Below are 22,572 nucleotides of genomic sequence, written 5' to 3'. Positions count from 1 at the left end.
TAAATTGCTAAAATTTCAAATTTGCTAAAGCAGCTTTTACTCGATTAACGGTGCGGGCGTTTTCTTCTATCGTTCCGACAGTAATTCGCAATCCTCCGCTAATGTGTCGCACAAGAGTGCCGAGTGTTCTAAGTTTCTGATGAAAAGTTTTTAAGGCAGCTTCTTGTGAATTAAAGCGATTTGCTTTAAGACGCAGGTAAATAAAGTTGGCAGCACTTGGAGTAATTTGTAGTTCTGGTTGCTGGGATAAAATTTCGATGAGTTTGGCTCGTTCACTCAAAGTTTGGGGAATTGATTCCAGCAAGAGTGCACGATTTTGTAGACCAACTAATGCTGCTGCTATGGAAAAACTGGGGAGATTGTAAGGTAAACGAACTTTTTCTAAAATGGCGATCGCTTCGGGATGAGCGACGCAATAACCAATACGGAGAGATGCCAATCGGAAAGCTTTAGAGAAAGTGCGTAATATTACCCAATTAGGACGCTGTGCTAATTCACCTACTAAGGTAGTTTGACTGAATTCAAAGTAAGCTTCATCAATTACTACCAAAATATGCTCTGGCAAACTTCTTAACCATGCCAACTCTGCCGCAGTTAAACTGTTGGCAGTCGGCGAATTGGGATGTACTACGAAAACTACGCGGATGGGGGGATTTTGAGTTTGTTCGATCGCAGACTGTGCGGCCCTTATGTCAATTTCAAAATTTGTTTCATTTCTCCCCACCGCCACTACAGGAATGCCCAAAGTTTGCGCCAAAATTCCGTACATCGAGAAAGTGGGATTGGCAACAAGAATTGACCCTTCTCCTCCTAGAGAGGTAGCGATTAATAAAGAGCGGATTAGTTCATCTGAACCATTACCAACAGAAATATTGGCAGCAGTAAATAAGGATGATGAGAGGGCAGCTGACTGATTAACGTACTCAGCGATCGCATTCTTAAGTGTTTCATGTCCGCCATCGGGATAACGATTTGTTTCAATTACTTGTTGATACGTCCACGCCAGCTTCTCTTTTAACTCAGGTGGTAAATCGTAGGGGCTTTCATTTGTATCTAACCGATCGAACTGTGTGGCGACAGAATCGGCTGTATCGCTGCTAGGATGCGGTTTATACGCGGTAAATTGGGCTAAATCTGAGCGGATGAAGGGAGGCATAGTTTTAGTCATTAGTCATTAGTCATTAGTCATTAGTCATTAGTCATTAGTCATTAGTCATTAGTAACTAACAAAGGACAAATGACTAAGGACATTATTTATGTGTGAGTCTAATATTTTACAACTTCAAGGTAATTGGCAAAAGAGGCGAATTGCCTGCCAAATTTCTTCCATAACATTACCCAAAGCGTGGTCACTATCGAGTTCGACTAACTCCACCCAAGGACGGGAACGCGCAAAGTCACGACTAGCTTCGATCGGAATGACTTCATCCTTTTTGCCATGCAAAATTAGGGTAGAAATAGGGCGTTGCAAAAGCTTTTCTTGGTATTGGGCAGCATCTGTAACAAAATCGTAACTTAAAGAAAGCGATCGCTGCTCCCCATAGTGGTAGACCATGATATATTTTTCTTGCTGCCAACGCTGTACTTCTTCATCTCCTAGCTTGGGCAACCAATGAGATAAAAAATTAAAAGCTGGTGCTAGCAAAACTAAGCGTTGTACTTGCAAATTTTGTTGTCCCAAGTGGGCAGCAGTCAAACCACCCAAACTTGAGCCAATGAGCGTTACTGGTATAGAATCATTGCTGAATTCTGCGGCAACTTGAGCAAGCTGACGAGTAATTGTCAATTGAGAAAAATCGCCAGCATTGAGATCAGGAATTTTCAGCTTTGTCTGAATTTGGGTAAAGCGATCGCCTATATCCCCTGCTTTAGCAGATTTAGGGCTAGAAGCAAATCCGTGAAGATATATGTAGTGCAAGACTGTTAATAGTTAGGAGTTAGGAGTGAAGAGTTAGGAGTTGTAAGTTTTAAGTTATGAGTTTCTTTCTTCAACTCATAACTCATAACTCATAACTCATAACTATTATTACCGCATTGTGACAAATTCCTCTGAGGATGAGGGATGAATACCCACAGTGGCATCAAAGTCTTTTTTAGTTGCGCCCATCTTGAGTGCGATCGCCACACCTTGGATAATTTCAGCTGCACTTTCACCTACCATGTGAGCGCCTAGAACTTTGTCGGTGTTGCTATCAACCACCAACTTCATCATTGTCTTCTCTTGCTTACCAGTCAAACTGTGGTACATGGGGCGGAAGCGAGTGCGAAAAATTTTGACGGCATCACCGAGTTTTTCCCGTGCTTCGGCTTCTGTCCAGCCGACTGTCGCGGCTTCTGGGTTAGAAAATATGGCTGTGGGCACAGTTTCGTGACTGAATTCGCGGCGATTATCCCCAAATTCACTATCGGCAAAGGCGCGACCTTCGCCAATGGCCACGGGAGTTAAATTAATTCGGTCGGTAACATCACCAACAGCAAATATATTCGGTTGAGTAGTTTGACTATATTCATTGACTGCGATCGCGTTTGTGGTAGGGTATCCAGGCCCTTCGATAGAACTAGCCACAACATCAACCCCAGCGTTTTCTAAACCTAATCCATCTACATTGGGAGTTCGACCGGTCGCTACTAAAAACACATCAGCAATTAGTGGTTCTTGGTCATCCCCTGATAAAGTCAGTTTCAACCCTTCTGGGACGCGTTCAATTGCTTTCACCACATTATTCTTAATCAAGCGAATTCCGTGGTTCGTCATACCCTCTTCAATTTCTATGCGGACATCTTCATCAAATCCATTCAAAATCTTTTCACCTCTGGTAATTTGTGTCACCTCAGAACCCAAACCGCGCATAATACAAGCAAATTCCGTGCCGATATAACCAGCGCCAATAATGACGATGTGTTTTGGTTGTTCTTTTAAATGAAAGATTTCGTCGGAGGTAATGCCATGTTCCATTCCTGCTAAATCTGGCTTGATAGGACGCCCACCAACAGCAATTAAAATTTTGTCTGCTGTAACCTTACGTCCATCAACTTCTACAGTGTGGGGGTCTACCAATGTGGCGCGACCAGAAAATAGTTCTACTCCGGCTTTTTCCAAGAAGCTGATGTGTAGTTGTGATAGTCGTCGAACTTCCTTATCTATAGATGTAATGAAATATTCCCAGTCAAACTCCGCATTACCCACTTTCCAGCCATAGCCTGAAGCGTCACTGAACAGTTCAGGAAAGTGAGAGCCATAGACCATGAGTTTTTTGGGAACGCAACCGCGAATCACACAAGTGCCACCAACTAAATCATATTCAGCGATCGCCACTTTTGCGCCGTAGCTAGCCGCTCGTTTGGAAGCCGCCAAACCTCCAGAACCCGCACCAATTACAAACAGGTCGTAATCAAAAGTCATAAGTTTATGTTCTCTTTCGCAACAAGTTAGTTCCTGGGAACTTACACACAGAACGTGATTGAACTATATAAGGATATCCGGTGAACACTGTGTAAGTCCTGTCCTTGATTTAATCTAGCGTTAGCAGATGCTATCTGGTCGTAGGGAATATCACTTTTTGCTTTGGCGGCGGCTATAAAGGCGGTAGTTAACAGTTGTTATAGTTCTACCCCTAGTCAAGCATAAGTCTGTACTACTGCTACTGCATTGAGCAGCTAAGTTCCACAGGACTCATGCAAAATTATGACAAAACGTAATGCCTTTGGCGATCGCAGAGCATTTTTTACCCATTAGCAGTTTTATGTGCTTGGAGATTCTGTTGGGATTACGGGTGTTGTATCTGTTGGAATTACGGGTGTTGTATCTGTTGGAATTACGGGTGTTGAATCTGTTGGGATTACGGGTGTTGAATCTGTTGGGATTACGGGTGTTGTATCTGTTGGGATTACGGGTGTTGTATCTGTTGGGATTACGGGGGGTGTTGGATCTGTTGAGGTTACGGGTGTTGTATTTGTTGGGATTACAGGTGTTGTATCTGTTGGAGTTACGGGGGGTGTTGGATCTGTTGAGGTTACGGGTGTTGTATCTGTTGGAATTACGGGTGTTGTATCTGTTGGGATTACGGGTGTTGGTTCTGTTGGGATTACAGGTGTTGGTTCTGTTGGGATTACAGGTATTGGTTCTGTTGGGATTACAGGTGTTGGTTCTGTTGGGATTACAGGTGTTGGTTCTGTTGGGCTGATTGGTAATGTGTTATTTTGCGGATTTTTATTTGTCGGGTTTTCTGAACTAGAATCAGCTCCAACGTTACTATCTTCAGTGTTTACCTTACTGTTGTTAGTACTTGGTACACTTTGCTGGTTAGTATTTGTCGAGGCTTCTCCTGTTTTCTCTGAAGAGTTTGCTGAGGAATTTGAAGGACTAGGAGTTAACTGCACAATAGAGGGGTTATCAATTACTCCCTCGCCTTTTATCGGTGACTGTGCTTCCAAAGCCGCAGCAGTTTCGGCTTGAACACTGGTGATTGCAGGATCAGGTGTAGGCACAGGACTCTGCCTGTTCAAATCAAGTTCCCGAACCATCTGGCTCGTTTCATAAAAATTTCTTAGATCAAAATCATATAACCTTTGAAATTCACCTTTAATTATAATCACCATTTGCCCTGCTTCTAAAACCTTAGTTTCAGTAGCTTTCTTGTTAGAAACTTCAATGCCACTATTTGTCAGCGCACCTACAATCGTGGTGTCTGTTTGTTGGTCGTAGCGTACAAATAATGCTGAACCACGAATTGCTGCTGCTGCATTTGGTGTTTGTATACGTGTTTGCCCCTTTCCTGGTGGGATGAGCAACAACACAGTCCCGTTTGTCAGTTTAAAGTCACGAGTCTTCGGCAAAAATTGAAATAACGCTTGTTCTCCAACTCGTGCCAAAGAGCCATCATTAAAACGCAAATCTGCCAGAGAAGCTCGACCAGTTGACAACCCGTCCCCAGGAGTCATTGCATCTAATTTGCGTGCAGGACGTTTCTTCAATTGATCTTTGGGTATCAGTTGTACGATGTTGCGGAGGTTCTGAATCTCTGCTCGCGTTAGAGGAGTTATAGCGCTTACCCGATTTGGCAGAGGCAGTACTATAACTCCCCATAAACCAATCACCAATAATGGAAACGATTTATAAAACATAGTTTGATAAATTTTGACCTTCAACTAATATCATAAAAATTCAAGTTTAAGCTAATGCTAATTGTTGTAAGAGTTTTTTTAGGTAAATTAGTTTAAATTTTAATTTAGATTTAATGCATAAATCTAGATAATAAGTGAAATAAATAACTCATATTTTATTTTGAAAAAACTCAGTATACATCTATTACTTTTTTTCGTGTCTACCTGTTCCGTATCTACGTAAGCAAGTTCATGAATCAAATTGGATTACTATCTATATGCATTTAGTTTATTTAAGTTTTCCCTCTGAAAGTTAAATTGTATGCAATAAACTCTGTAGTAGATTTAAAAGTTAGTATTTGATATAAACAATTAAATTAGAAGTACCTTACATATAATCCTTTATAATCAGTTCAGCCAGAGGATCATTAATTATGGGGGACAATAACTTGCTAAGGATTTGTTGTGAAATTACTCACTGGCTGTATTTCACTAAAATTTAAGCAGCAATTTTATCGGAGCCTCTCAGTTTTACAAAAAAATCTGGGAAAAATCCGAAAAGCAGCAATTTTAGTTTGTAGTTTCAGTATATACCTACAAAGCTAAAATAGATGCAATCAACTGTATCTTTGTAGTCGGAACTTCCGATACAGCTTGTGGGTCTATATTTGCCAAACGCAATCAATGCGATCTAACCAGATGCGACTCATGAACTGGAAAAATGTGTTTTTTTGTATTTTGTTAACCTCCAGTGGTGGAACCTGGTGTTGCATTAGAGTAAATGCGGCAGAATCTGCAATTACAGATGTTTGGCATCCTAACAATTTAGCAACTACACAGTTAACTCATGAGCAGTTATGTCATAAGTTGGAGCAAAAGGCAATTAACTCTTTGTGCAAGCTGTCGAGTGAGTCAAATACTTTAGATTCTCAGATGCCGTTAAATCTGGCACAGCAAACACCAGAAACGACTCAAACCCCAGATCAAACCAAAGAACCTATAGATACTCAAAAGCAAAATGACCCGCCACAGCTAGAATCGCAGCCAAATAATGTGCCCATATCTCCTTCAGACTCAAAAGAGCAAATATTAAATTTACCTGAGATAGAGTATTCCCAAAGGCTAGAGAGGTTGATAGAACTGCTACGATCGCCAAAACAACCGTTTGAATCTGATAGCGATCGCGAATTGGGGTTACGGGTGCGGTTACGACCTCTAGAACAACAGCTACCACTACCGATAGAACAACCCGTACCTAAATTTAAACCTATCGGCTATCTACAAGGACGTGTCGGCTACTTCCAAACCAGTAACATTTTTTCCTCAAATGATAGTCCCATAGAAGATGGTTTAATTATTTCTGGACTGACACTAGCCTCTACATATTTTCCTTTGGGATCTAAGACTTTTGTAAATGGCTCAATTGATGGCAATCTGATTCGTTATATAAACCAGTCACAATATCATTACAACCAGGTGAGATTCAATCTCAGTATTTACCAGCAGCTATCCCAACAAATGTTTGGAGAAATCAGTTGGAGCAATCAACAGTTATTTTATGCCAACAGCAGCGATCGCTTCGATAGCTTCAAAGCAGGCGATCGCTTTTTAAATGAAAATTCCCTACAACTGTCTTTGGGACGCCGAGATCCCTTAACTTCAAGATTAACTCTAGATAGCTTCTACCAATTGAGTGTAAATTTTGCCGATCCCCAAAGTCGTAATCGGATAATCAATTCCTTTTGGGTGTCTCTGAACTACTACTTGCAAAAGCCTCTCCAGGTTGGTATTGATTACCAAATGAATTTATCAGACTTTACACAGCGCGATCGAGAAGACGAATTTTATCGGCTATTCGGACACTTAAATTACCAAATATCCGACACTATTAATATGAATATGGAGGCTGGAGTAAGTTTAGGTAGTTCAACCGCCCAAAACATTGATTTTGATGGCTGGTTCTTCACTATTAATTATAGTTTCCAATTAGGTCGGTTTTGAAATTTGTCATTTGTCATTTGTCCTTTGTCATTTGTCAAAAATCAATGACTAATGACTATAAATAGGAAATCCAATCACTCCAGCTACCAGCATAAAGTTTACCCCTGCTAATACCAGCTAATTCTAAAGAAAGTAAATTCACACAAGCAGTAACGCCAGAACCGCAATATACCAATATTCCTGCGGCTGTTTCTAGCTTTTCCCAGCGACGGCGTTGTTCTTCTGGAGGGAGTAGGTAGCCGGAAGAGTCTGTAACTTCTTGCCAGGGATAGTTGACTGCACCGGGAATATGTCCGGCAATTCGATCAATTGGCTCTCGTTCGCCTCGATAGCGATCGCTCTCTCTCGAATCTACCAATATTACCTCGTGGCTATCTTTTTGGCTTTTCACCGCTGTAATATCTACCACCTTTTGTGTTTGTACTTGAGCGACAAACGTACCCATCCGGGGCAAAGGAATAACATCTGTAACAGAATATCCAGCTTTTTGCCATCCAGCCAAGCCGCCATCCAGTACTGCTACTTGCTCATGTCCTAGATAGCGCAACAGCCACCATAGACGAGCCGCAAAGGCAAAGCGCGAATCATCATAAGCGACAACTAAACTTTTTTGGTAATTTACCCCAATCGCTGCCAATTTGTTAGCTATATCATTAGGGTTAGGTAAAGGATGTCTCCCGCCATGCTTACCCACTGGACTGGAAAGATCCTGATTTAAATCTAGGTAATACGATCCTTCTATATGATTTGTTTGGTACTGTTGTTGTCCTAGTTGTGGATCGGCTAAAGAAAAGCGACAATCTACAATAACGACTTGCGGATCTTTTAGATGTTCAAATAGCCAAGTTTGCGATACAACAAATTGGGGATTGGGCATAGGGTATGGGCAGATGAGGGAGATGGGGAGGCAGGGGGAGAAATGACAAATGACCAATGACAAATGACAAATGACCAATGACAACTTAGAGAATTTTATACCTAAGTTAACAGCAGATGGTTCTTTCACCTTTGTCTCTCAAGAGTTTGGTGAATCGTTTCACAGCCATTATGGAGCGCAACAGGAAAGTTTTTGCAAGTTTGTGGAACCTACTCAACTGGCTACAGCAGCGCAAAAACCAGTCTTGCGATTATTGGATGTTTGTTATGGTCTAGGATATAATACGGCTGCTGCTTTGCAAACAATTTGGGCAGTGAATCCTAGTTGTTGTGTTGAAGTAATCGGTTTAGAACTGAATCCAGCAGTGCCACAAGCGGCGATCGCTCATCATTTGTTCGACAATTGGAACTGTAACTATATTGAAATTTTAAAAAAGCTAGCTTTTGAGCATCAAGTACAAACACCTTGCCTGAAAGCGAAGCTACTAATTGGCGATGCTAGAACTACGATAACGCTAGTACGTCAGTCGGGTTTCTGGGCAGATGCAATTTTCCTCGATCCCTTTTCACCACCACAGTGTCCTCAATTATGGACTGTTGAATTTATTAAACAGCTGTCATTGTGCTTACATCCAGATGGTTTATTAGCCACCTATTCTTGTGCTGCTGCTGTACGCACAGCACTTTTGTCTGCTGGCTTGGTGATATCTTCTACCCCACCCGTAGGAAGGCGATCGCCTGGTACTGTGGCAACACATTCTAAAAATGCCGAATCTAAAGAACGCTCCCCACTCACTACCCTCTCAGAAGTTGAAAAAGAACACTTGCTAACTCGTGCTGCTATTCCCTATCGCGATCCTCAATTGAGCGATCTAACCGAAGTCATAGTCAGGCGGCGACAACAAGAGCAACAAACCTCTTGCCTGGAACCTGCCTCCCATTGGCGAAAAAGGTGGCTATTGGGAACACAAGGCAGGGATTTGGATTTTATGGGAACTAATTTGTAGTTTGATTGCAATATCATACGATATGCTACGCCTATGGAGTGCAAGCCTAATTCAACGAGTTTTTACAAGCCAAATAGCTTATTTATATGTTAGTATTGAATATTACATACTCTTTAACAGTACTTGGGTATTGCTATAACTGAGTAAGTAAAAACATTTATATCTAATGATTACAATGATTACTATAAAGACTTGAAACTCAAAATCCGATATTTCGATAGAAAGGAGTCAATTATAACGCTTTCTGACGCCAAAAGGCTAAAAAATCTCCGTAAAAAACCTGATTTAAGATTTGTGAGAATTTATCATACTGGAATTAGAAGCAAAAAATTTGACAAGAAGATACACCTTGTTCGTAACATAAAAGATACATGCTGCGAAAAATTCAGATCGGCAGCTTGACATCATGCATAATCTATATCGAAACTCTGACTCAGATACCGTCGAATATTAAATTTGTTTTTAAAATCTGACACTGTTAACTAACTTGTGCAAAAACTTGGAGTGCCTTTGTGATTCAATGGAAATCCAACCATACAGGCTTTACAGAAAAAATTGTTAATGGGTCAAATCCCATTAGCACAGTGAAGAGTATCGGTTCAAATCATGCCGTGAAATCGCAAAATGCGGAGGGTTCTTCTTTAGGCTCATCTCAAGGAGACCTTATGCTTGAAGATAGGCAAGCAATGTCTTCTTGGATAAAATCTGATGTTAATTGTGGTAATGATTCATTGGTCTCTAGAACACTACAAGCCAAAGGTTCTAAAGTGAATGGGTTTGATTTAGATCCGCCGAAGGTTTTAGTAGTTGACGATCATGCCGCCAGCCGGATGACTGCTGTTGCCCTCTTGGGGATGGAAGGATACGAAGTAATTGAGGCGGACACTGGTTCTATTGTTGTCGGATTGGTAACTCAAAAACAACCAGATTTGATTTTGCTGGATGTAATGATGCCAGGAATGGATGGATTTGAAGTGTGCCAATTGCTTAAACAGGATGAGCAGACTAGGTTAATCCCAGTAATTTTTATTACAGCGTTAAATGACAGGCGATCGCGCATTCGGGGAATTGAAGTTGGGGCAGATGATTTTCTCACCAAACCCTTTGATCGGGTAGAACTGGCGGCACGTGTAAAGTCTTTGGTGCGGCAGAAGCGTCTGAATGAAGATTTAGACCATGCTGAACAAGTACTATTTTCTATTGCCATGTCCATTGAAAGCCGCGATCCCAATACAGGCAACCATTGCGAACGTCTAGTAAAACTGGGACAAGTTTTTGGTGAATACCTCAACCTCTCACGCTATCAAATTCGAGATTTGATGTGGGGTGGCTATCTTCACGATATCGGTAAGGTGGGTATTCCCGATGCTGTGCTGCTAAAAAAAGGCAAACTCACCCCCGAAGATTGGCAAATTATGCAGCAGCACGTTTTGATTGGAGAAAAAATCTGCCAACCACTACGGAGTATGCGCGGTGTAATTCCGATTATTCGTCATCACCACGAACGTTGGGATGGCTCAGGCTACCCTGATAGACTCAAGGGGGATGATATTCCCTACCTAGCGCAAGTATTTCAATTAATTGATATTTACGATGCCCTAACCAGCGAACGACCTTACAAAAGAGCTTTTACTTCAGCAGAAGCCCTTTTAGTGATGCAAGAAGAAACTGATTCCGGTTGGCGTAATCCCAAACTAATGCAGCAATTTGCAGAGTTTATTTGCTCTTGTTAGGAAAAAGGGAAGAGTGGGGAATAGGGAGTCATGATTTGTAGCTGCTGTAATAAACGCTAATTGGTATTATGATAATCTTTGCTTTTGAAGAGTAAAATTATACCTACTCATAAATTCTGACTCCTTTGATATTTTCAGTCTACTATAATTGGCTGGTATGATTTGAGCCGAGATTTTAAAGTACCACCAGCATTAATCACAATTTCACTGATAGCTGATAGCTAATTATGGTAGTTGTAGCAATTCTAGCGGCAGGACGCGGCACACGGATGAAATCACGCTTACCCAAGGTTTTACATTCTTTGGGTGGGCGATCGCTAGTAGAGAGAGTTCTCGAAAGTGTAGAACCACTTTCGCCCTCACGGCGAATCGTGATTGTGGGATATCAATCCGAGGAAGTGCAAGTCGCCATGCATTCAATTCCCAGTTTGGAGTTTGTCGAACAGACTGTGCAATTGGGGACAGGTCATGCTATCCAGCAATTACTTCCTCACTTGGAAAATTACACTGGAGATTTGCTGGTACTTAACGGCGATTTACCGTTAATACGCAGCGAAACTCTTAAGCAGATGTTACAAACTCACATCCGAAATCAAAACGCTGCCACTATTCTCACCTCGCACCTACCTGATCCCACAGGCTACGGGCGGGTTTTTTGTAACGATAAAAATATTGTGCAGCAAATGGTCGAACACAAGGATTGTACGGCTGCTCAAAAACAAAATCAGCGGATTAACGCTGGAGTTTACTGCTTTTGCTGGCCAGATTTGGCAAAGGTGCTTCCCCACCTCCAGACAAACAATGCCCAAAAAGAATACTATCTTACCGATGCCGTGACTCAGGTGGGCCAAGTAATGGCAGTGGATGTAGAAGATTACCAAGAAATTCTCGGCATCAACGATCGCCAGCAACTAGCAACAGCATCCGAAATTTTGCAAAAACGAGTCAAGGAAAAATGGATGCTGGCGGGTGTCACCCTCATCGACCCGACAAGCATCACCATTGATGAAACAGTGGAATTACAGCCGGATGTAATTATTGAACCGCAAACTCACCTGCGGGGAAATACGGTAATTCAAACAGGAAGTCACATCGGGCCAGGGAGTTTAATTGAAAATAGTCAGTTAAGTGAAAATGTCATAGTGCAATATTCAGTAGTCATAAATAGCACCGTGCAGGCCGGAAGCCGAATTGGCCCTTATACTCATTTGCGCGGTCAGGTACAGGTGGGTGCTGGTTGCCGTGTGGGGAATTTTGTGGAATTGAAAAATACGCAATTAGGCGATCGCACCAATGCAGCACATTTGTCATATATAGGCGATACTGTTGTCGGCAATCAGGTAAATATTGGTGCCGGTACAATTACTGCCAACTATGACGGCGTGAAGAAACATCGCACCAAAATCGGCGATCGGACAAAAACTGGGGCCAATAGCGTTTTAGTGGCTCCACTCACTTTGGGAGATGATGTCTATATCGCAGCTGGTTCTACTGTGACAGAAGATGTACCTGATGATTCTCTAGTAATTGCCCGTAGTCGTCAGGTGGTGAAACCTGCTTGGCGTAGGAAAGGTGTTGAAAATGAAACCACAGATCAACACAAATAATTCATCAGTGTTAATCGCAGTTGCTCCGTGATTTTAGACAATAAACCAGGATTTTTGCAAGATGTTTAATCTATAGCAATCCGATATAAATAAGCGCCGCAAATCCGGTGGTTTTTACTTGAATCAGGCAGAATTAATCGATATTCTGGAACAAGGATATCAAGTGGCACTGAAACGAGCGGCGCTAGAAGCTTTTGAGGGGCGTTATGAAGCCCAAGAACTAGCTGCAATGGTTGACCAGCAAGAAACTTTAGCCGAAGCGCTGAAACTGATTCAACAATAGCCGATCAGTTCGTTGCCAGTCCATTCCAAAGTGTCACCAATTTTTTCGCCGTCGTGGTAGGCGGCGAGTAAGATTTCGCTAGTTTTTCCCCAGGCGATCGCTCCACTAGCATCTAAAGCGATCGCTCCTAAATCGCGTTTATTCTCGTCGGCTTCCCCAAAGGATCGCTGCATGGCTTCCTTCAGTGACATCCCATCAGTGACACGCACTACAATCCGTGCAGCTAAACACTCATCGATGATATCTTCGCCAATGCCAGTACAGCTAACACCAGCATTACTAGTAGCATAATTACCTGCTGGCATCGCCGAATCGCTTACCCTGCCAATCCGCTCAAATCCCTTACCACCAGTAGAAGTGCCAGCAGCTAGCTTACCAGATGCATCTAAAGCTACTACACCGATAGTACCGCGTCCGGCATTGCTGGTTTCTAGCAGTTCTGGTTCTGCTACCACACCAGCCATTGTGCTTTTAAAATTATCCTGGCGCTCTTGTATCCACTCTTGTAACCGCAAATCAGTTAAAGCGTTATAGCTGGGAATTTGCATTTCCCGCGCCAACTCAGCCGAACCGAAATCTGATAGCACTCGGTCTGGCGAGCTTTGTAAAAATTGCGCTAAATCAATAGGATTTTTTACCCGCGAAATATTAATCACACCACTAAACCGCCCTGATGCACCATCCATTAGGGAAGCACTCATGCGGATTTGTCCATCAGATTGCAATACTGAACCAGTACCAGCATTAAAGCGGGGGTTGTCTTCAAGCATTAGGCAACCCTGCACCACCGCCTCAGAGGCAGTTGCTCCTGACAATAGCAGAGAATAAACTTCTTCTATTACTGTATGCAGCGATCGGCGCACCGCCTCTAATCCGCCTTTACCGTGAAGAGAACTACCAGCCCCTCCATGAATAATTAATTTAGGTTGCACCTGTAACTCCATTAATCTCTTGCGCTATTTGCGTCTGTATTCCGGTTGGTTTCATTTTGAGCTTCAGAACGGCGACGACGACAACGTTCTGAGCAATATTTCACATCGTCCCAGCAATCTTGCCACTTTTTACGCCATGTGAAAGGACGTTGACATACCGGACAGATTTTTGTAGGTAAGTCAGATTTAGAACGAACACGTCCCATATAAATAAATACTGTGTAAATGAGAATTTCATTTCCGAAGGAGATGGAAGATAATTATAACCAGTTTGCTACGAAGGCAGGATAAATTCGACGAACAAATATATTGTCAATCTATCCTTAGACCTATTTGCAACATCTCTCCTAAAAGAAGAGAGGCTTTGAATCTTACTATCTTTCTTTTTTAGGGACTTGCAAAAAATAAATTACCCCAAATTATTTCTAGATTTGTAGAGGTGCAAGGACTTGCACTGGTGTCAACTTCAGGTTAAAGCCAGTTTAGAAAAAGCTTTTAGCAGATTATCTCGCTCTCCATCGGAGGCTGGGAATGCCTAATGGGAAGCAGCATTTCCAGCCAGAGACTGGAAACGAGATTTTAAAGGAGTTTTAGCTTAAGTTGGCTGATACCAATGAATGGCCATGAAACACCCCTGACGGGTTAGGGCAAGGCTGTTTCATTGCCTAAAAGGTGCTGGTTTACAAGCGTTTCAAGCAAAAAAAATCAGGTGAATAAAAAATCTGATTGCACAAGAAAATTGTGATGCCTCCAGCAAGGTTTCGCCAACGCACTGAAATTGACTCTTGGAGATAGTAATTTTTTAATTACTAACTTCCCCAAATTTATTGGCTATGTTGTTGACAATATCCTTAATAGATTGAGTGAAACAGCCTTGGAGGTTAGGGAGATTAAAAGTGCCTAAACTCATCTCAAAATACTTTTTAAATAACCTCTAAAACTAGATGTTGAAAGTAACTTGATAATACATAGCAATGTGATTTTTAAAGAATTTGTAAATACTAAATAATGTAACTAACTTGATAATATAATGTTTTTTCTTTTTTTACAAAAAATTTACGTAAAACTACTATTCATCCAATTGTAATAGTGCTATTGTTTGTATGTCACTAAAAAACAAGTTGTAGTGGCACGACAATAAACAAGTTGACCTTACTAGTTCTTAGGAAAGTAAAATCATGATTATCAACGATCTTTCTCATGTAGAAACAGTTCTTGAAAATGAGAATGTTCAAGGTGGATTAGCAATTGCAGATGCTTATGCAAAAGCTAAAGCTCTTGGTAAAAACTTCGCTGGCATATTCACTAGCACTGAAAGCTATACTTACTCCGGCAAATACAGCGCAGCTGGTGGTACTTCTCAATCTAGTTCTGCTTCAGCCTAAATATGCTTTAGTACTACGGTGTACTACATTGCATTTTAGATAGAAAAATTGCTGAAAGTTGTCAAAAACTTTCAGCAATGCATTTGTTTTTCAAGGAGAGCTTTATTTATGGAACGATTAAGAATTTCCGATCTCAGTTTTTGTGAAGATGAAGTTTCCGATCTTAGTCAAGTACAAGGGGGATTTGCATCTGGTTTCGTAACTAGTTTTTCTAGTGCTATGACTAGCAAATTTCAATCAGGCTCTAATGTTGGAGGTAGCATTAGTGGCGCTGTTGCTGGCGCTCTTGCTGCTGGTGTTGCTGTTGGAGATGGTAAGATTATTTTATTGACCTCTACATTTACAACAGCTTCCTAAAGCTTGTATAACCGTATCGTAGGTCAGGTTTTATGGGCGATCTCCATAAAAGCTTCTTACGAATATTTCTATACCTCTATCTTATACCACATATAGCAGTATAAGACAGTAGGTAAAAGCGACACTTCAACGTCGCTCACTGACCATGCTTGTTTTTGAGTTCAAAGCTTCTGAAAAGTCAGCCTAGATAACAGCAGTAGAAAATGCAATTTTGACTGTAAAATTCATTTGAAATAGCTTTATTTTGCTATAAATGAATGTTAAAAATACAGCTAAAAATGATTTGCATCAATATTGAATTGATTTTGCTGTATTTGTAGCTAACTTTTCTTTTGCTAATGAATTTAACTCAATGGCAAGACTTGCCAGTACAAAATGAGCATGGTCTTCTATCTCTCAGTTTTATGACAACTGCAAAAAGGTTACTTTGGGTTTAAAACGATATCCACAGTATCTTGATATCAGTTCCATACTTGAGTTGAGTATTTTGGGAAAGTTTTTTAAGTCATGGTTGCGTTAAACCCATAAAAGACAAGCCAGAAATACTCATAGTAGCAGTGAAGTTGTCAAGATTACACTATCCACTAGACTACACGTTTGTAAGTGTGTTTGTGTAATTAATAGGGACGAAAACGCAGCTAGAAAGTGCGATTCATTCAGTCGAAACCAAACAAATAATCAGTAGATGACTGGCTTCTACAGGTTAATCGATGAGGATTAAGTTTGCACTTTAATCCCTTGGAGATGACAAATTCATTGTTATAGCTATTTATTAGCATTTCTTTAATGCTTGTCTGTCAGGGTGCAAAATCACAAAATCATTTGCATACCTAATGACTTGAGGTTTCCATAAATGCCATTTCCCCTTAATTTTTATTTTTCAGGGAAGACGCTTTTTATAGCAGTTCTCGTTTATATGAGTTACACCCGTAGTGGTATGGCTTGCCATACCCCTACACTTGTGATATAAAGTTGTGTAACGCATCTGAATGGGAACCGCTATATTATGGTTTCTAGACCGTGCAGAGCGGCATTAGCCAAAAGTACAGAGAATAGAGTAGTTTTGGTCTGGCTTATCAGTCTCTTTTACCCAGTTCACTTTTATGATGGATTAATGTGACTTTGCTTTCGCTATCCATCACCTGAACTTTCCTCAGTGCAAACATACTAAACAGATTTTAAATCCTTATTAACCAACAACGCAGCCGAAGAGGCTCTTTTATGCTTGCGTATCGAAGCAGCACCAAACACAGTGCAACTAAACAGCGAACCTAGAATTGTTGAGGGTTCTGGGACAGTATAGACGCTCACCTGATTACTTTTAGATTCTATTAATAATAAACGAGTTGACTTATCGAAAGTACGGGAATATTTACCCTTAAAGCTAGTCGAAGCAGATTCCTTTGTTCCGCCAAAAGATTTATCAATAGAAGTTTGACTTGAATCAAGAGTTATGTTGCTACTCGGTTTAAATACAAAAGCATCATTGTTACCTATAGTTGATAAATTTCCAGAAATCTTGAAAAAGTCTAAAAGATTACCAGTATCGCTGTCGTATAACTCATATAAGAACTCTCCACCAGCATTTGCACGTTCAGTCAGTGCATCATCAATGGATGTTTTAAGCTTAAATAAGCCACTGAAATCAAAAGAAAACTCTTTGTCTACTATAAAATCATAACCGATAATTGCAGCCAAGCTTTCCGCCGACCCTGTATAGCCATCACCCTGGCCTTTAGCTTGGCTGAAGGACAAATTGGAAGCAGAGTTGTTTGCATCGATATTAAACTTAGCCTCAGCGTTAGCATCAGCAGTTACTTGACCACCTGTGCTATTTGTTTTAGTGACAGTATCAGTCAAAATCTTAACATTTAAAGGGTTGCTACTAAAGTTGTTGATGTTGAATTTTGACTCAGAAGATGCAATAGTAGCAGCTTGGCTCGGTAAGGTTGCCAATATCGAAGTAGCGATCGCTGGAGTAGCTAGTGTCAAAAAACGCTTTACAACTTTGATGTATTGTTTCATACAATTGCTCATTTGTACTTTTAGAATGCTAGGATTGGAAATTTTTCATGCTTACTGACTCCTTGCTAATGAGCAGGAGTAAAATATAGGCAAGCATGATGGACAACTTAAGAAATTCTCAAGCCGTTTTTGTCTTATGCAGAAGAAATCTTCTATTCTAAGAACGAATCTTTATTTACCGTTATTGCACCGTAAATTCAGTAATAACCGCATCAGTAAGTTAGTCATTAATCCGGCGCAGTAGATAATTAATTACATACCTATACTAGCCGTGATCGATTTGTTTCTTGTAAAGTTTGAGTGAAACGAAGAGTTTTTTTATTGGTATTTACGTAAGGATTCAGGTAGGGAGGAGTTGACATAAGTGATGTTGTTGCCAAAGCATCCTTTGATGAACAAGGAAGTCAGTCTAAAATCAAGCAGCGATCGCCTCTACCAATTGTCGAAGTCAAAATTGGTAGCAATCGGGTTCGATTAAGGTGCATAGTCTAAAGATCACCTTTAGTGCCTCTTATAGCAAAAGGCAAGGGGCAGGAGGTAAAACATTACTCCCAAAGCTGTACTAAGAATCATGAACAGCTAACAGCAACAACAAGCGGCTGACTACTCGATTATCTGGTAATTGATAGAAATTCAACTCTCCTCCTAGTTCCTGCATGAGGTTTTGGCAGATCACCAGATGTAAAGCTGGTGGTTGGTCGAGGTAGGAAGGAGTAAGCACATCTTTAGGTATATTTTGATGTAATTCTGTGAGTAGCTGTGGTTCGATCGCACCGTTATATGTAATCGATAGTTCTAGCGATGTCTGATGTTCAGCCCCTCCAGTTGTAGAAGAATATTTTATATCTAAGGGTTTTGACGCATCTAAACGGCGACACCAAATATCAATTCTGCTGCCGGTTTGAGAACGGTTACAGGCAGTAACCAATAATTCATGGATCACTAATTCAATTTTGACAATATCACCAGCGATCGCCATTGCAGATTGAGCGCTGGAGGTAGGAACGCCTCTAACTAATGAAGAATTCTTGGGCGCTTCTTGCTCGTCAATTGGTTGTCCCAAGCCATGTACACCAATCCACAGCTTTTGTTGTTTGAGTAAATTTTCAATCCGTTCGAGCGATCGCTTTAGTAAACTGGCTATGGGCATAGTTTCCCAACTGATATGTAGCTGCCAGTTCTCAAGTTTTAGCATTCCACTCATGGAGGTGGCTGTATGGTCTAACTGCCGCAGCAATAGCTGGTAGCGCATCTGAGTCAGTTCATTAGCTGGAATGCCCAAATCATGTATTTGTTTAAGGGAGTGCGCCGTTATTCTTTGAATTTCCTCTAGACGACGATGTTTGTACCAGTTAAGTTGTCGTAATTCTTCGGTTGTGGATTCTAAAAGTCGGATAATTTGCTTTTCACGACGCCACCAGGCTAATTGAGAAATCAGAGTTGCTGTCGCACTGAGGCTTTGTTCTGACCAGCGACGCTCTTGATAGTCTACAAGCAACACTACACCAGTGGTTTCATAAACAGCAGTTGTACGTAATGCCATGACCAAAATTTGACTTTTGTCTGGAACATTCAACCATTTCCGGGTTTCTGAAGGTAAATTATCCACCTTCAAAGTCAGGTAACTCTCTGTAGCAAGTGCCCACTGAATTAAGGCTTCAGTCTTGATAGAAATAGATACATCAGAAAAAATCCTAAATTGGCTATTGTCAATCACTCCAGGAATAATTTCTGCCCAACTTTCGCCAGGTGCCCAGGATAGCATTAGCGCTAAGGGACAACCCAAAATTGATGCTATTTGTTCGAGGGCTGTAGATTCTAAATGCTTTTTTTCGACCTCAATGCTGTTCTGGGATTGTGTCAGGATGCGTAAGCATTGCTCAAATGCCTGAGAAGTTTTTTGCTGCTGGGTGGTGCGGTTATGTAATTGCCACTGACGAACCATTACACCAATCTGTTGACTGACAGCCCACAGCAATTCTTTTTCTAGAGTTGTCCAAGAACGATGGCTTTCATGAGTAATCACCAAAAGTGCTGCTGGTATATGTTCGTGAGTGCATTTACAAACAAGTAGCGATCGCACATTATTCTCTAACAACGAGGGTCGCCAGTTAAAAAAGCGTAAATCTTCATCTAAGTTCTCAATTTCCACCGCTTCAGTTGAACTTTGCAAAAGCTGCCCATCTAATTCTTTGAGGGTATGCAGGGTAAATATCAACGGTCGGCGATTATGAGGCTGACTTTGGTAAGTAAATTGATAATTCTTCTCTTCAGGGTCATACTGCAACAGCAAAAAGCGGGTAGCACCTAATCGAGCTAAAACTTTTTTAGCACAACTGTGTAAAGTTACCTGAATGTCATGTTCGTTATAGATACCTTGGGCAACTTGGCTAGTCAGTTGGGCATCCTCTTGAATCTGTTTGATAGTACTTTCCATGCTTTCGGTTGGTACAACTAGGGAAATTAAACCAGCAACACCTTGGACGAAATTTTTGTCTGTGTCCGTCCAGATGCGAGGTTCATTGCTTTCCACCGCCAGAAAACCGACTAAGTTTTTTTGCCAGATAATCGGAGCTGCCAGGAGCGATCGCACCTTCAGCCGTTGCAACAATTTTGCCGTAAAATGGCTTTTTAAAGAACTGCGGGCATCACCAATTGAGACTATTTGGTTAACTGCCAAAGCATAATAAAAGTCGCTTAACTCCTGTACAGTCATTCCTGCTGCTTGCTGACTGCTAGAATTGCGATCCATTTTGACCAGCTGATTGCTCATTCGACACCAAAAGTAGCGCCCTTCGCGCTCAAACCAGTAAACATTTGTCCGGTTGGGGGAGACAAATTTATGAGTTGCTTGCACCGCTACTTCGAGTCTTTGATTCAGGTTACTGAGGGTGCGTAAATTTGCTAGCAATTCTAATAATGGCTCGTCGGTTCGCCTGGTTTGCTGTTGGTGCTTATACATTTCATTTTGATAAAGCACTGCCCCTAGTTCACCTAAAACCATCATCAAACGTGCTTTTGTTTCTCCTGTCAGTAGGTAGCCCCAGCGTTCTGAACCCAATAACAGCAAGCCCAAGCAACGGTCTTTGTAGCGAATTGGTAAAATAATCGTTCCTTGGATGTGGAATTTCTCGGCAATTTTTCGCCATTCGGCGGCGCGGATTTCAGTTTGCAAATCAGCTACGCCTAAAGGACGCTGTTCAATTACTACTTGCTCTAATAAATCCCCAGGACTGAGAACAACTCTTTGGCGTAAAAAGCTCATGTCACGATCGGGTGTGATGCCTCCTTTGCCAAATAATATGTGATTCAGGCGATCGTAAAGAGCAATCCAAATCAGTTTGTAGTCAAACTCTTCCTTGAGATAAGAAATAGTAGTTTCAATCAGAACGTCAACATCATCTTCTTCTCTGAGGCTCTGGAGGACGCGCCCCAAAGAGAGGATCTGCTGTTCGGCGGCTATAGGTTTTTGTGGCTGCCCCATCTGATTTCTTGGTTAACATAACTTGTAATATATAAGATGCCCAGAAAAGCACCCTGAGTAATATTGCCACAAGTGTTTAATATTGAACCTGGACAGCTTAATAGAGGGTTATGTACCCACTAGTACCTACAGCAAAACAAACCTTTGAATTTTTCTTAGTTTGCGTCAGATTAAGTAATGTACTTCTGCCCATTAATGCAGTCAGACTAGATGAGAGAACCAACCAAATCTATGTCTTGGCTGGTGAGGAAATAGAAGTGTTGATTTACCCAAACGGGAAAGTGAGGTTTTTATGACCGATATCAATCTTGCCGCAATGAGCAGAGAGCAATTGAGAGACTACGTAAAAAACCATCCACAAGACCAGGCTGCATTCCAAGCATATATGGACAGACTACAAGATGAACCTGGCATTGAGATCACTTCAATGGAGCAATTTGAGCAGCTAGTCCGCGAGAAAATCAAGCAATCCCAAGCGGATTAACAATTCAAAATTCAAAATTCAAACATTTTAGATATTTTCAGATGGCGATTTAAACCCCAACTGAAAATATGCTACGTGTTTCAGATGGGGATTTAAACCCTTTAATTGACGATAATCTGCAATAGCTCCAAAAATAAAAGCTAATGGATATTTATAAATTTGCCATTCGCCCGCTTTTGTTTAATGTGGTAAAAACCGATTCAGAGTGGTTACACCAGCAGACGATTCGCAGTTTTAATTGGCTATCGCAAACCCCTGCTAGCTGGATAAACCAACGCTTAAAGCAGTCTTTATGTCTGTACGATTCACGCTTAGAACAAAATTTGTTTGGGCTAAACTTCCCAAATCCCGTAGGGTTGGCAGCTGGGTTCGACAAGGATGGTGTTGCTGCTAATATTTGGTCTAACCTGGGTTTTGGCTTTGCGGAACTAGGAACTGTAACTTTTCACGCACAGCCAGGAAATCCACCTCCTCGTTTGTTTCGCTTGCCGTTGGATAAAGCTGCTCTCAATCGAATGGGCTTTAATAACAGCGGTGCAGCAGTAATGGCGGCACGTTTGGCACAAGAAAAGCATGAATTAACCCGATCAATACCCATAGGGATAAATTTGGGTAAATCTAAGGTAACTGCCCTAGAAGCAGCCGCACAGGATTATCTCGATAGTTTTCGTTTACTCAAGGATTTGGGAGACTATTTTGTTGTTAATGTCTCTTCTCCCAATACACCAGGGTTACGATCGCTCCAAGATGCTTCTATGCTCAGTGCCATCTTAGATTTATTACAACAAGAAAATAACGCACAAAAACCAATTTTTGTCAAGATAGCACCAGATTTATCATGGGAAGCGATCGCTGACATTATAACTCTTGCTAAAACCTACCAACTCGCGGGAATTATCGCCACTAACACCACGATCAGCCGTGATGGACTGAAAACCCAAGTGATTGACCAAACTGGCAAATCACCCCAAGAAGAAGCCGGCGGAATTAGTGGTGAACCATTGCGCTCCCGCTCCACTGAGGTAATTCGTTTTATTTGGCAGCAAACTCAAGGACAAATGCCGATTATTGGCGTTGGTGGCATCTTTTCTGCTGAAGATGCTTGGGAGAAAATTACTGCTGGTGCTAGTTTGATCCAGGTTTATACAGGCTGGATTTACGAAGGGCCAATGATGGTACGCCGAATTCTAGCAGGTTTACTTTCCCAGCTAGAACAAAGCGGATTAAATTCCATCAACGAAGCTGTGGGTTTACAAGTAAAAAGTAAAAAATAAAGCTTTAAAGTTCTTTCTTTT

At 41.3% G+C, this 22,572-nt stretch carries 19 protein-coding genes; 10 read left to right on the top strand and 9 right to left on the bottom strand.

Features of this window, described 5'->3' with window-relative positions; all coding sequences use genetic code 11:
* Nucleotides 1-7: 7 nt before the first annotated feature.
* The 4 genes from RMY63_RS02100 to RMY63_RS02085 all read right to left on the bottom strand — a co-directional run bounded on the left by RMY63_RS02100 (nt 8) and on the right by RMY63_RS02085 (nt 5,124).
* Nucleotides 8-1,156: a histidinol-phosphate transaminase gene (locus tag RMY63_RS02100; RefSeq protein ID WP_322727268.1), complete on the bottom strand. Its 1,149-nt coding sequence runs from the start codon at nt 1,154-1,156 to the stop codon at nt 8-10.
* A gap of 126 nt (nt 1,157-1,282) precedes the next feature.
* Nucleotides 1,283-1,918: a YqiA/YcfP family alpha/beta fold hydrolase gene (locus tag RMY63_RS02095; protein WP_322727105.1), complete on the bottom strand. Its 636-nt coding sequence runs from the start codon at nt 1,916-1,918 to the stop codon at nt 1,283-1,285.
* Nucleotides 1,919-2,026: 108 nt separating this feature from the next.
* Nucleotides 2,027-3,403, bottom strand: coding sequence for a glutathione-disulfide reductase (gene gor / locus RMY63_RS02090; RefSeq protein ID WP_322727104.1), 1,377 nt, complete (start codon nt 3,401-3,403; stop codon nt 2,027-2,029).
* 338 nt (nt 3,404-3,741) lie between these two features.
* Entirely contained in the window at nt 3,742-5,124 is a 1,383-nt protein-coding gene (locus RMY63_RS02085) for a FecR domain-containing protein (protein WP_322727103.1), read from the bottom strand.
* Nucleotides 5,125-5,802: 678 nt separating this feature from the next.
* Here RMY63_RS02085 and RMY63_RS02080 point away from each other — a divergent pair.
* Complete coding sequence (locus tag RMY63_RS02080; RefSeq protein WP_322727102.1) at nt 5,803-7,104, top strand: hypothetical protein; 1,302 nt, start codon at nt 5,803-5,805, stop codon at nt 7,102-7,104.
* A 55-nt stretch (nt 7,105-7,159) separates the two neighbouring features.
* Here the strand turns inward: RMY63_RS02080 and RMY63_RS02075 are convergent, their stop codons facing one another.
* Entirely contained in the window at nt 7,160-7,981 is an 822-nt protein-coding gene (locus RMY63_RS02075) for a sulfurtransferase (RefSeq protein WP_322727101.1), read from the bottom strand.
* Between the two features lie 70 nt (nt 7,982-8,051).
* Between RMY63_RS02075 and RMY63_RS02070 the strand changes: the two genes are divergently transcribed.
* The 4 genes from RMY63_RS02070 to RMY63_RS02055 all read left to right on the top strand — a co-directional run bounded on the left by RMY63_RS02070 (nt 8,052) and on the right by RMY63_RS02055 (nt 12,610).
* Nucleotides 8,052-8,987 carry a tRNA (5-methylaminomethyl-2-thiouridine)(34)-methyltransferase MnmD gene (locus tag RMY63_RS02070; protein ID WP_322727100.1) on the top strand — a complete coding sequence of 312 codons (936 nt, stop codon included), beginning with the start codon at nt 8,052-8,054 and terminating at the stop codon, nt 8,985-8,987.
* A 512-nt stretch (nt 8,988-9,499) separates the two neighbouring features.
* Nucleotides 9,500-10,720, top strand: coding sequence for a two-component system response regulator (locus tag RMY63_RS02065; RefSeq protein ID WP_322727099.1), 1,221 nt, complete (start codon nt 9,500-9,502; stop codon nt 10,718-10,720).
* Between the two features lie 227 nt (nt 10,721-10,947).
* Nucleotides 10,948-12,327 carry a bifunctional UDP-N-acetylglucosamine diphosphorylase/glucosamine-1-phosphate N-acetyltransferase GlmU gene (gene glmU / locus RMY63_RS02060; RefSeq protein ID WP_322727098.1) on the top strand — a complete coding sequence of 460 codons (1,380 nt, stop codon included), beginning with the start codon at nt 10,948-10,950 and terminating at the stop codon, nt 12,325-12,327.
* A 118-nt stretch (nt 12,328-12,445) separates the two neighbouring features.
* The gene (locus RMY63_RS02055; protein WP_322727097.1) at nt 12,446-12,610 is read left to right on the top strand and encodes a hypothetical protein; all 165 of its coding nucleotides are present in this window, start codon (nt 12,446-12,448) and stop codon (nt 12,608-12,610) included.
* Here the strand turns inward: RMY63_RS02055 and RMY63_RS02050 are convergent.
* Nucleotides 12,601-13,554, bottom strand: coding sequence for an isoaspartyl peptidase/L-asparaginase (locus RMY63_RS02050; protein ID WP_322727096.1), 954 nt, complete (start codon nt 13,552-13,554; stop codon nt 12,601-12,603). The genes RMY63_RS02055 and RMY63_RS02050 overlap by 10 nt on opposite strands.
* On the bottom strand, nt 13,554-13,748 hold the full coding sequence (locus RMY63_RS02045; RefSeq protein ID WP_094350216.1) for a DUF2256 domain-containing protein: 195 nt from the start codon (nt 13,746-13,748) through the stop codon (nt 13,554-13,556). Before RMY63_RS02045 ends, RMY63_RS02050 begins: the two co-directional genes overlap by 1 nt.
* 972 nt (nt 13,749-14,720) lie before the next feature.
* On the opposite strand from RMY63_RS02045, the gene RMY63_RS02040 reads away from it, so the two are divergent.
* Together RMY63_RS02040 and RMY63_RS02035 are read left to right on the top strand one after the other, a co-directional pair.
* Entirely contained in the window at nt 14,721-14,927 is a 207-nt protein-coding gene (locus RMY63_RS02040) for a hypothetical protein (protein ID WP_322727095.1), read from the top strand.
* A gap of 108 nt (nt 14,928-15,035) precedes the next feature.
* Complete coding sequence (locus RMY63_RS02035; RefSeq protein ID WP_322727094.1) at nt 15,036-15,284, top strand: hypothetical protein; 249 nt, start codon at nt 15,036-15,038, stop codon at nt 15,282-15,284.
* Between the two features lie 1,167 nt (nt 15,285-16,451).
* Here RMY63_RS02035 and RMY63_RS02030 read toward each other — a convergent pair.
* Entirely contained in the window at nt 16,452-17,309 is an 858-nt protein-coding gene (locus RMY63_RS02030; RefSeq protein ID WP_322727093.1) for a PEP-CTERM sorting domain-containing protein, read from the bottom strand.
* A gap of 562 nt (nt 17,310-17,871) precedes the next feature.
* Complete coding sequence (locus RMY63_RS02025) at nt 17,872-20,793, bottom strand: GAF domain-containing protein (protein WP_322727092.1); 2,922 nt, start codon at nt 20,791-20,793, stop codon at nt 17,872-17,874.
* A 110-nt stretch (nt 20,794-20,903) separates the two neighbouring features.
* Here RMY63_RS02025 and RMY63_RS41680 point away from each other — a divergent pair, with 110 nt between their 5' ends.
* From RMY63_RS41680 to RMY63_RS02015, 3 genes are all read left to right on the top strand, one after another.
* Entirely contained in the window at nt 20,904-21,089 is a 186-nt protein-coding gene (locus tag RMY63_RS41680) for a DUF6888 family protein (protein ID WP_416212480.1), read from the top strand.
* A complete protein-coding gene (locus RMY63_RS02020; RefSeq protein ID WP_322727091.1) occupies nt 21,086-21,277 on the top strand; it encodes a DUF6887 family protein in 192 nt (63 codons plus the stop codon). Before RMY63_RS41680 ends, RMY63_RS02020 begins: the two co-directional genes overlap by 4 nt.
* 143 nt (nt 21,278-21,420) lie before the next feature.
* Entirely contained in the window at nt 21,421-22,551 is a 1,131-nt protein-coding gene (locus RMY63_RS02015; RefSeq protein ID WP_322727090.1) for a quinone-dependent dihydroorotate dehydrogenase, read from the top strand.
* Nucleotides 22,552-22,572: the final 21 nt, after the last annotated feature.

This window comes from Nostoc sp. ChiQUE01b, assembly GCF_034531255.1.
Lineage (GTDB): Bacteria > Cyanobacteriota > Cyanobacteriia > Cyanobacteriales > Nostocaceae > Nostoc.
The sequence above is the reverse complement of the archived record's forward strand: the minus strand, read 5'-3'. Positions and strand labels throughout refer to the sequence as shown.

Bases quoted from the DNA above. Each gene is read 5' to 3' on its own strand.
- RMY63_RS02100 (WP_322727268.1), bottom strand. From the start codon at position 1,156: ATGCCTCCCTTCATCCGCTCAGATTTAGCCCAATTTACCGCGTATAAA.
- gor (WP_322727104.1), bottom strand. From the start codon at position 3,403: ATGACTTTTGATTACGACCTGTTTGTAATTGGTGCGGGTTCTGGAGGT.
- RMY63_RS02085 (WP_322727103.1), bottom strand. From the start codon at position 5,124: ATGTTTTATAAATCGTTTCCATTATTGGTGATTGGTTTATGGGGAGTT.
- RMY63_RS02080 (WP_322727102.1), top strand. From the start codon at position 5,803: ATGCGACTCATGAACTGGAAAAATGTGTTTTTTTGTATTTTGTTAACC.
- RMY63_RS02075 (WP_322727101.1), bottom strand. From the start codon at position 7,981: ATGCCCAATCCCCAATTTGTTGTATCGCAAACTTGGCTATTTGAACAT.
- RMY63_RS02070 (WP_322727100.1), top strand. From the start codon at position 8,052: ATGACCAATGACAACTTAGAGAATTTTATACCTAAGTTAACAGCAGAT.
- glmU (WP_322727098.1), top strand. From the start codon at position 10,948: ATGGTAGTTGTAGCAATTCTAGCGGCAGGACGCGGCACACGGATGAAA.
- RMY63_RS02050 (WP_322727096.1), bottom strand. From the start codon at position 13,554: ATGGAGTTACAGGTGCAACCTAAATTAATTATTCATGGAGGGGCTGGT.
- RMY63_RS02045 (WP_094350216.1), bottom strand. From the start codon at position 13,748: ATGGGACGTGTTCGTTCTAAATCTGACTTACCTACAAAAATCTGTCCG.
- RMY63_RS02040 (WP_322727095.1), top strand. From the start codon at position 14,721: ATGATTATCAACGATCTTTCTCATGTAGAAACAGTTCTTGAAAATGAG.
- RMY63_RS02035 (WP_322727094.1), top strand. From the start codon at position 15,036: ATGGAACGATTAAGAATTTCCGATCTCAGTTTTTGTGAAGATGAAGTT.
- RMY63_RS02030 (WP_322727093.1), bottom strand. From the start codon at position 17,309: ATGAAACAATACATCAAAGTTGTAAAGCGTTTTTTGACACTAGCTACT.
- RMY63_RS02025 (WP_322727092.1), bottom strand. From the start codon at position 20,793: ATGGGGCAGCCACAAAAACCTATAGCCGCCGAACAGCAGATCCTCTCT.
- RMY63_RS41680 (WP_416212480.1), top strand. From the start codon at position 20,904: ATGTACCCACTAGTACCTACAGCAAAACAAACCTTTGAATTTTTCTTA.
- RMY63_RS02020 (WP_322727091.1), top strand. From the start codon at position 21,086: ATGACCGATATCAATCTTGCCGCAATGAGCAGAGAGCAATTGAGAGAC.
- RMY63_RS02015 (WP_322727090.1), top strand. From the start codon at position 21,421: ATGGATATTTATAAATTTGCCATTCGCCCGCTTTTGTTTAATGTGGTA.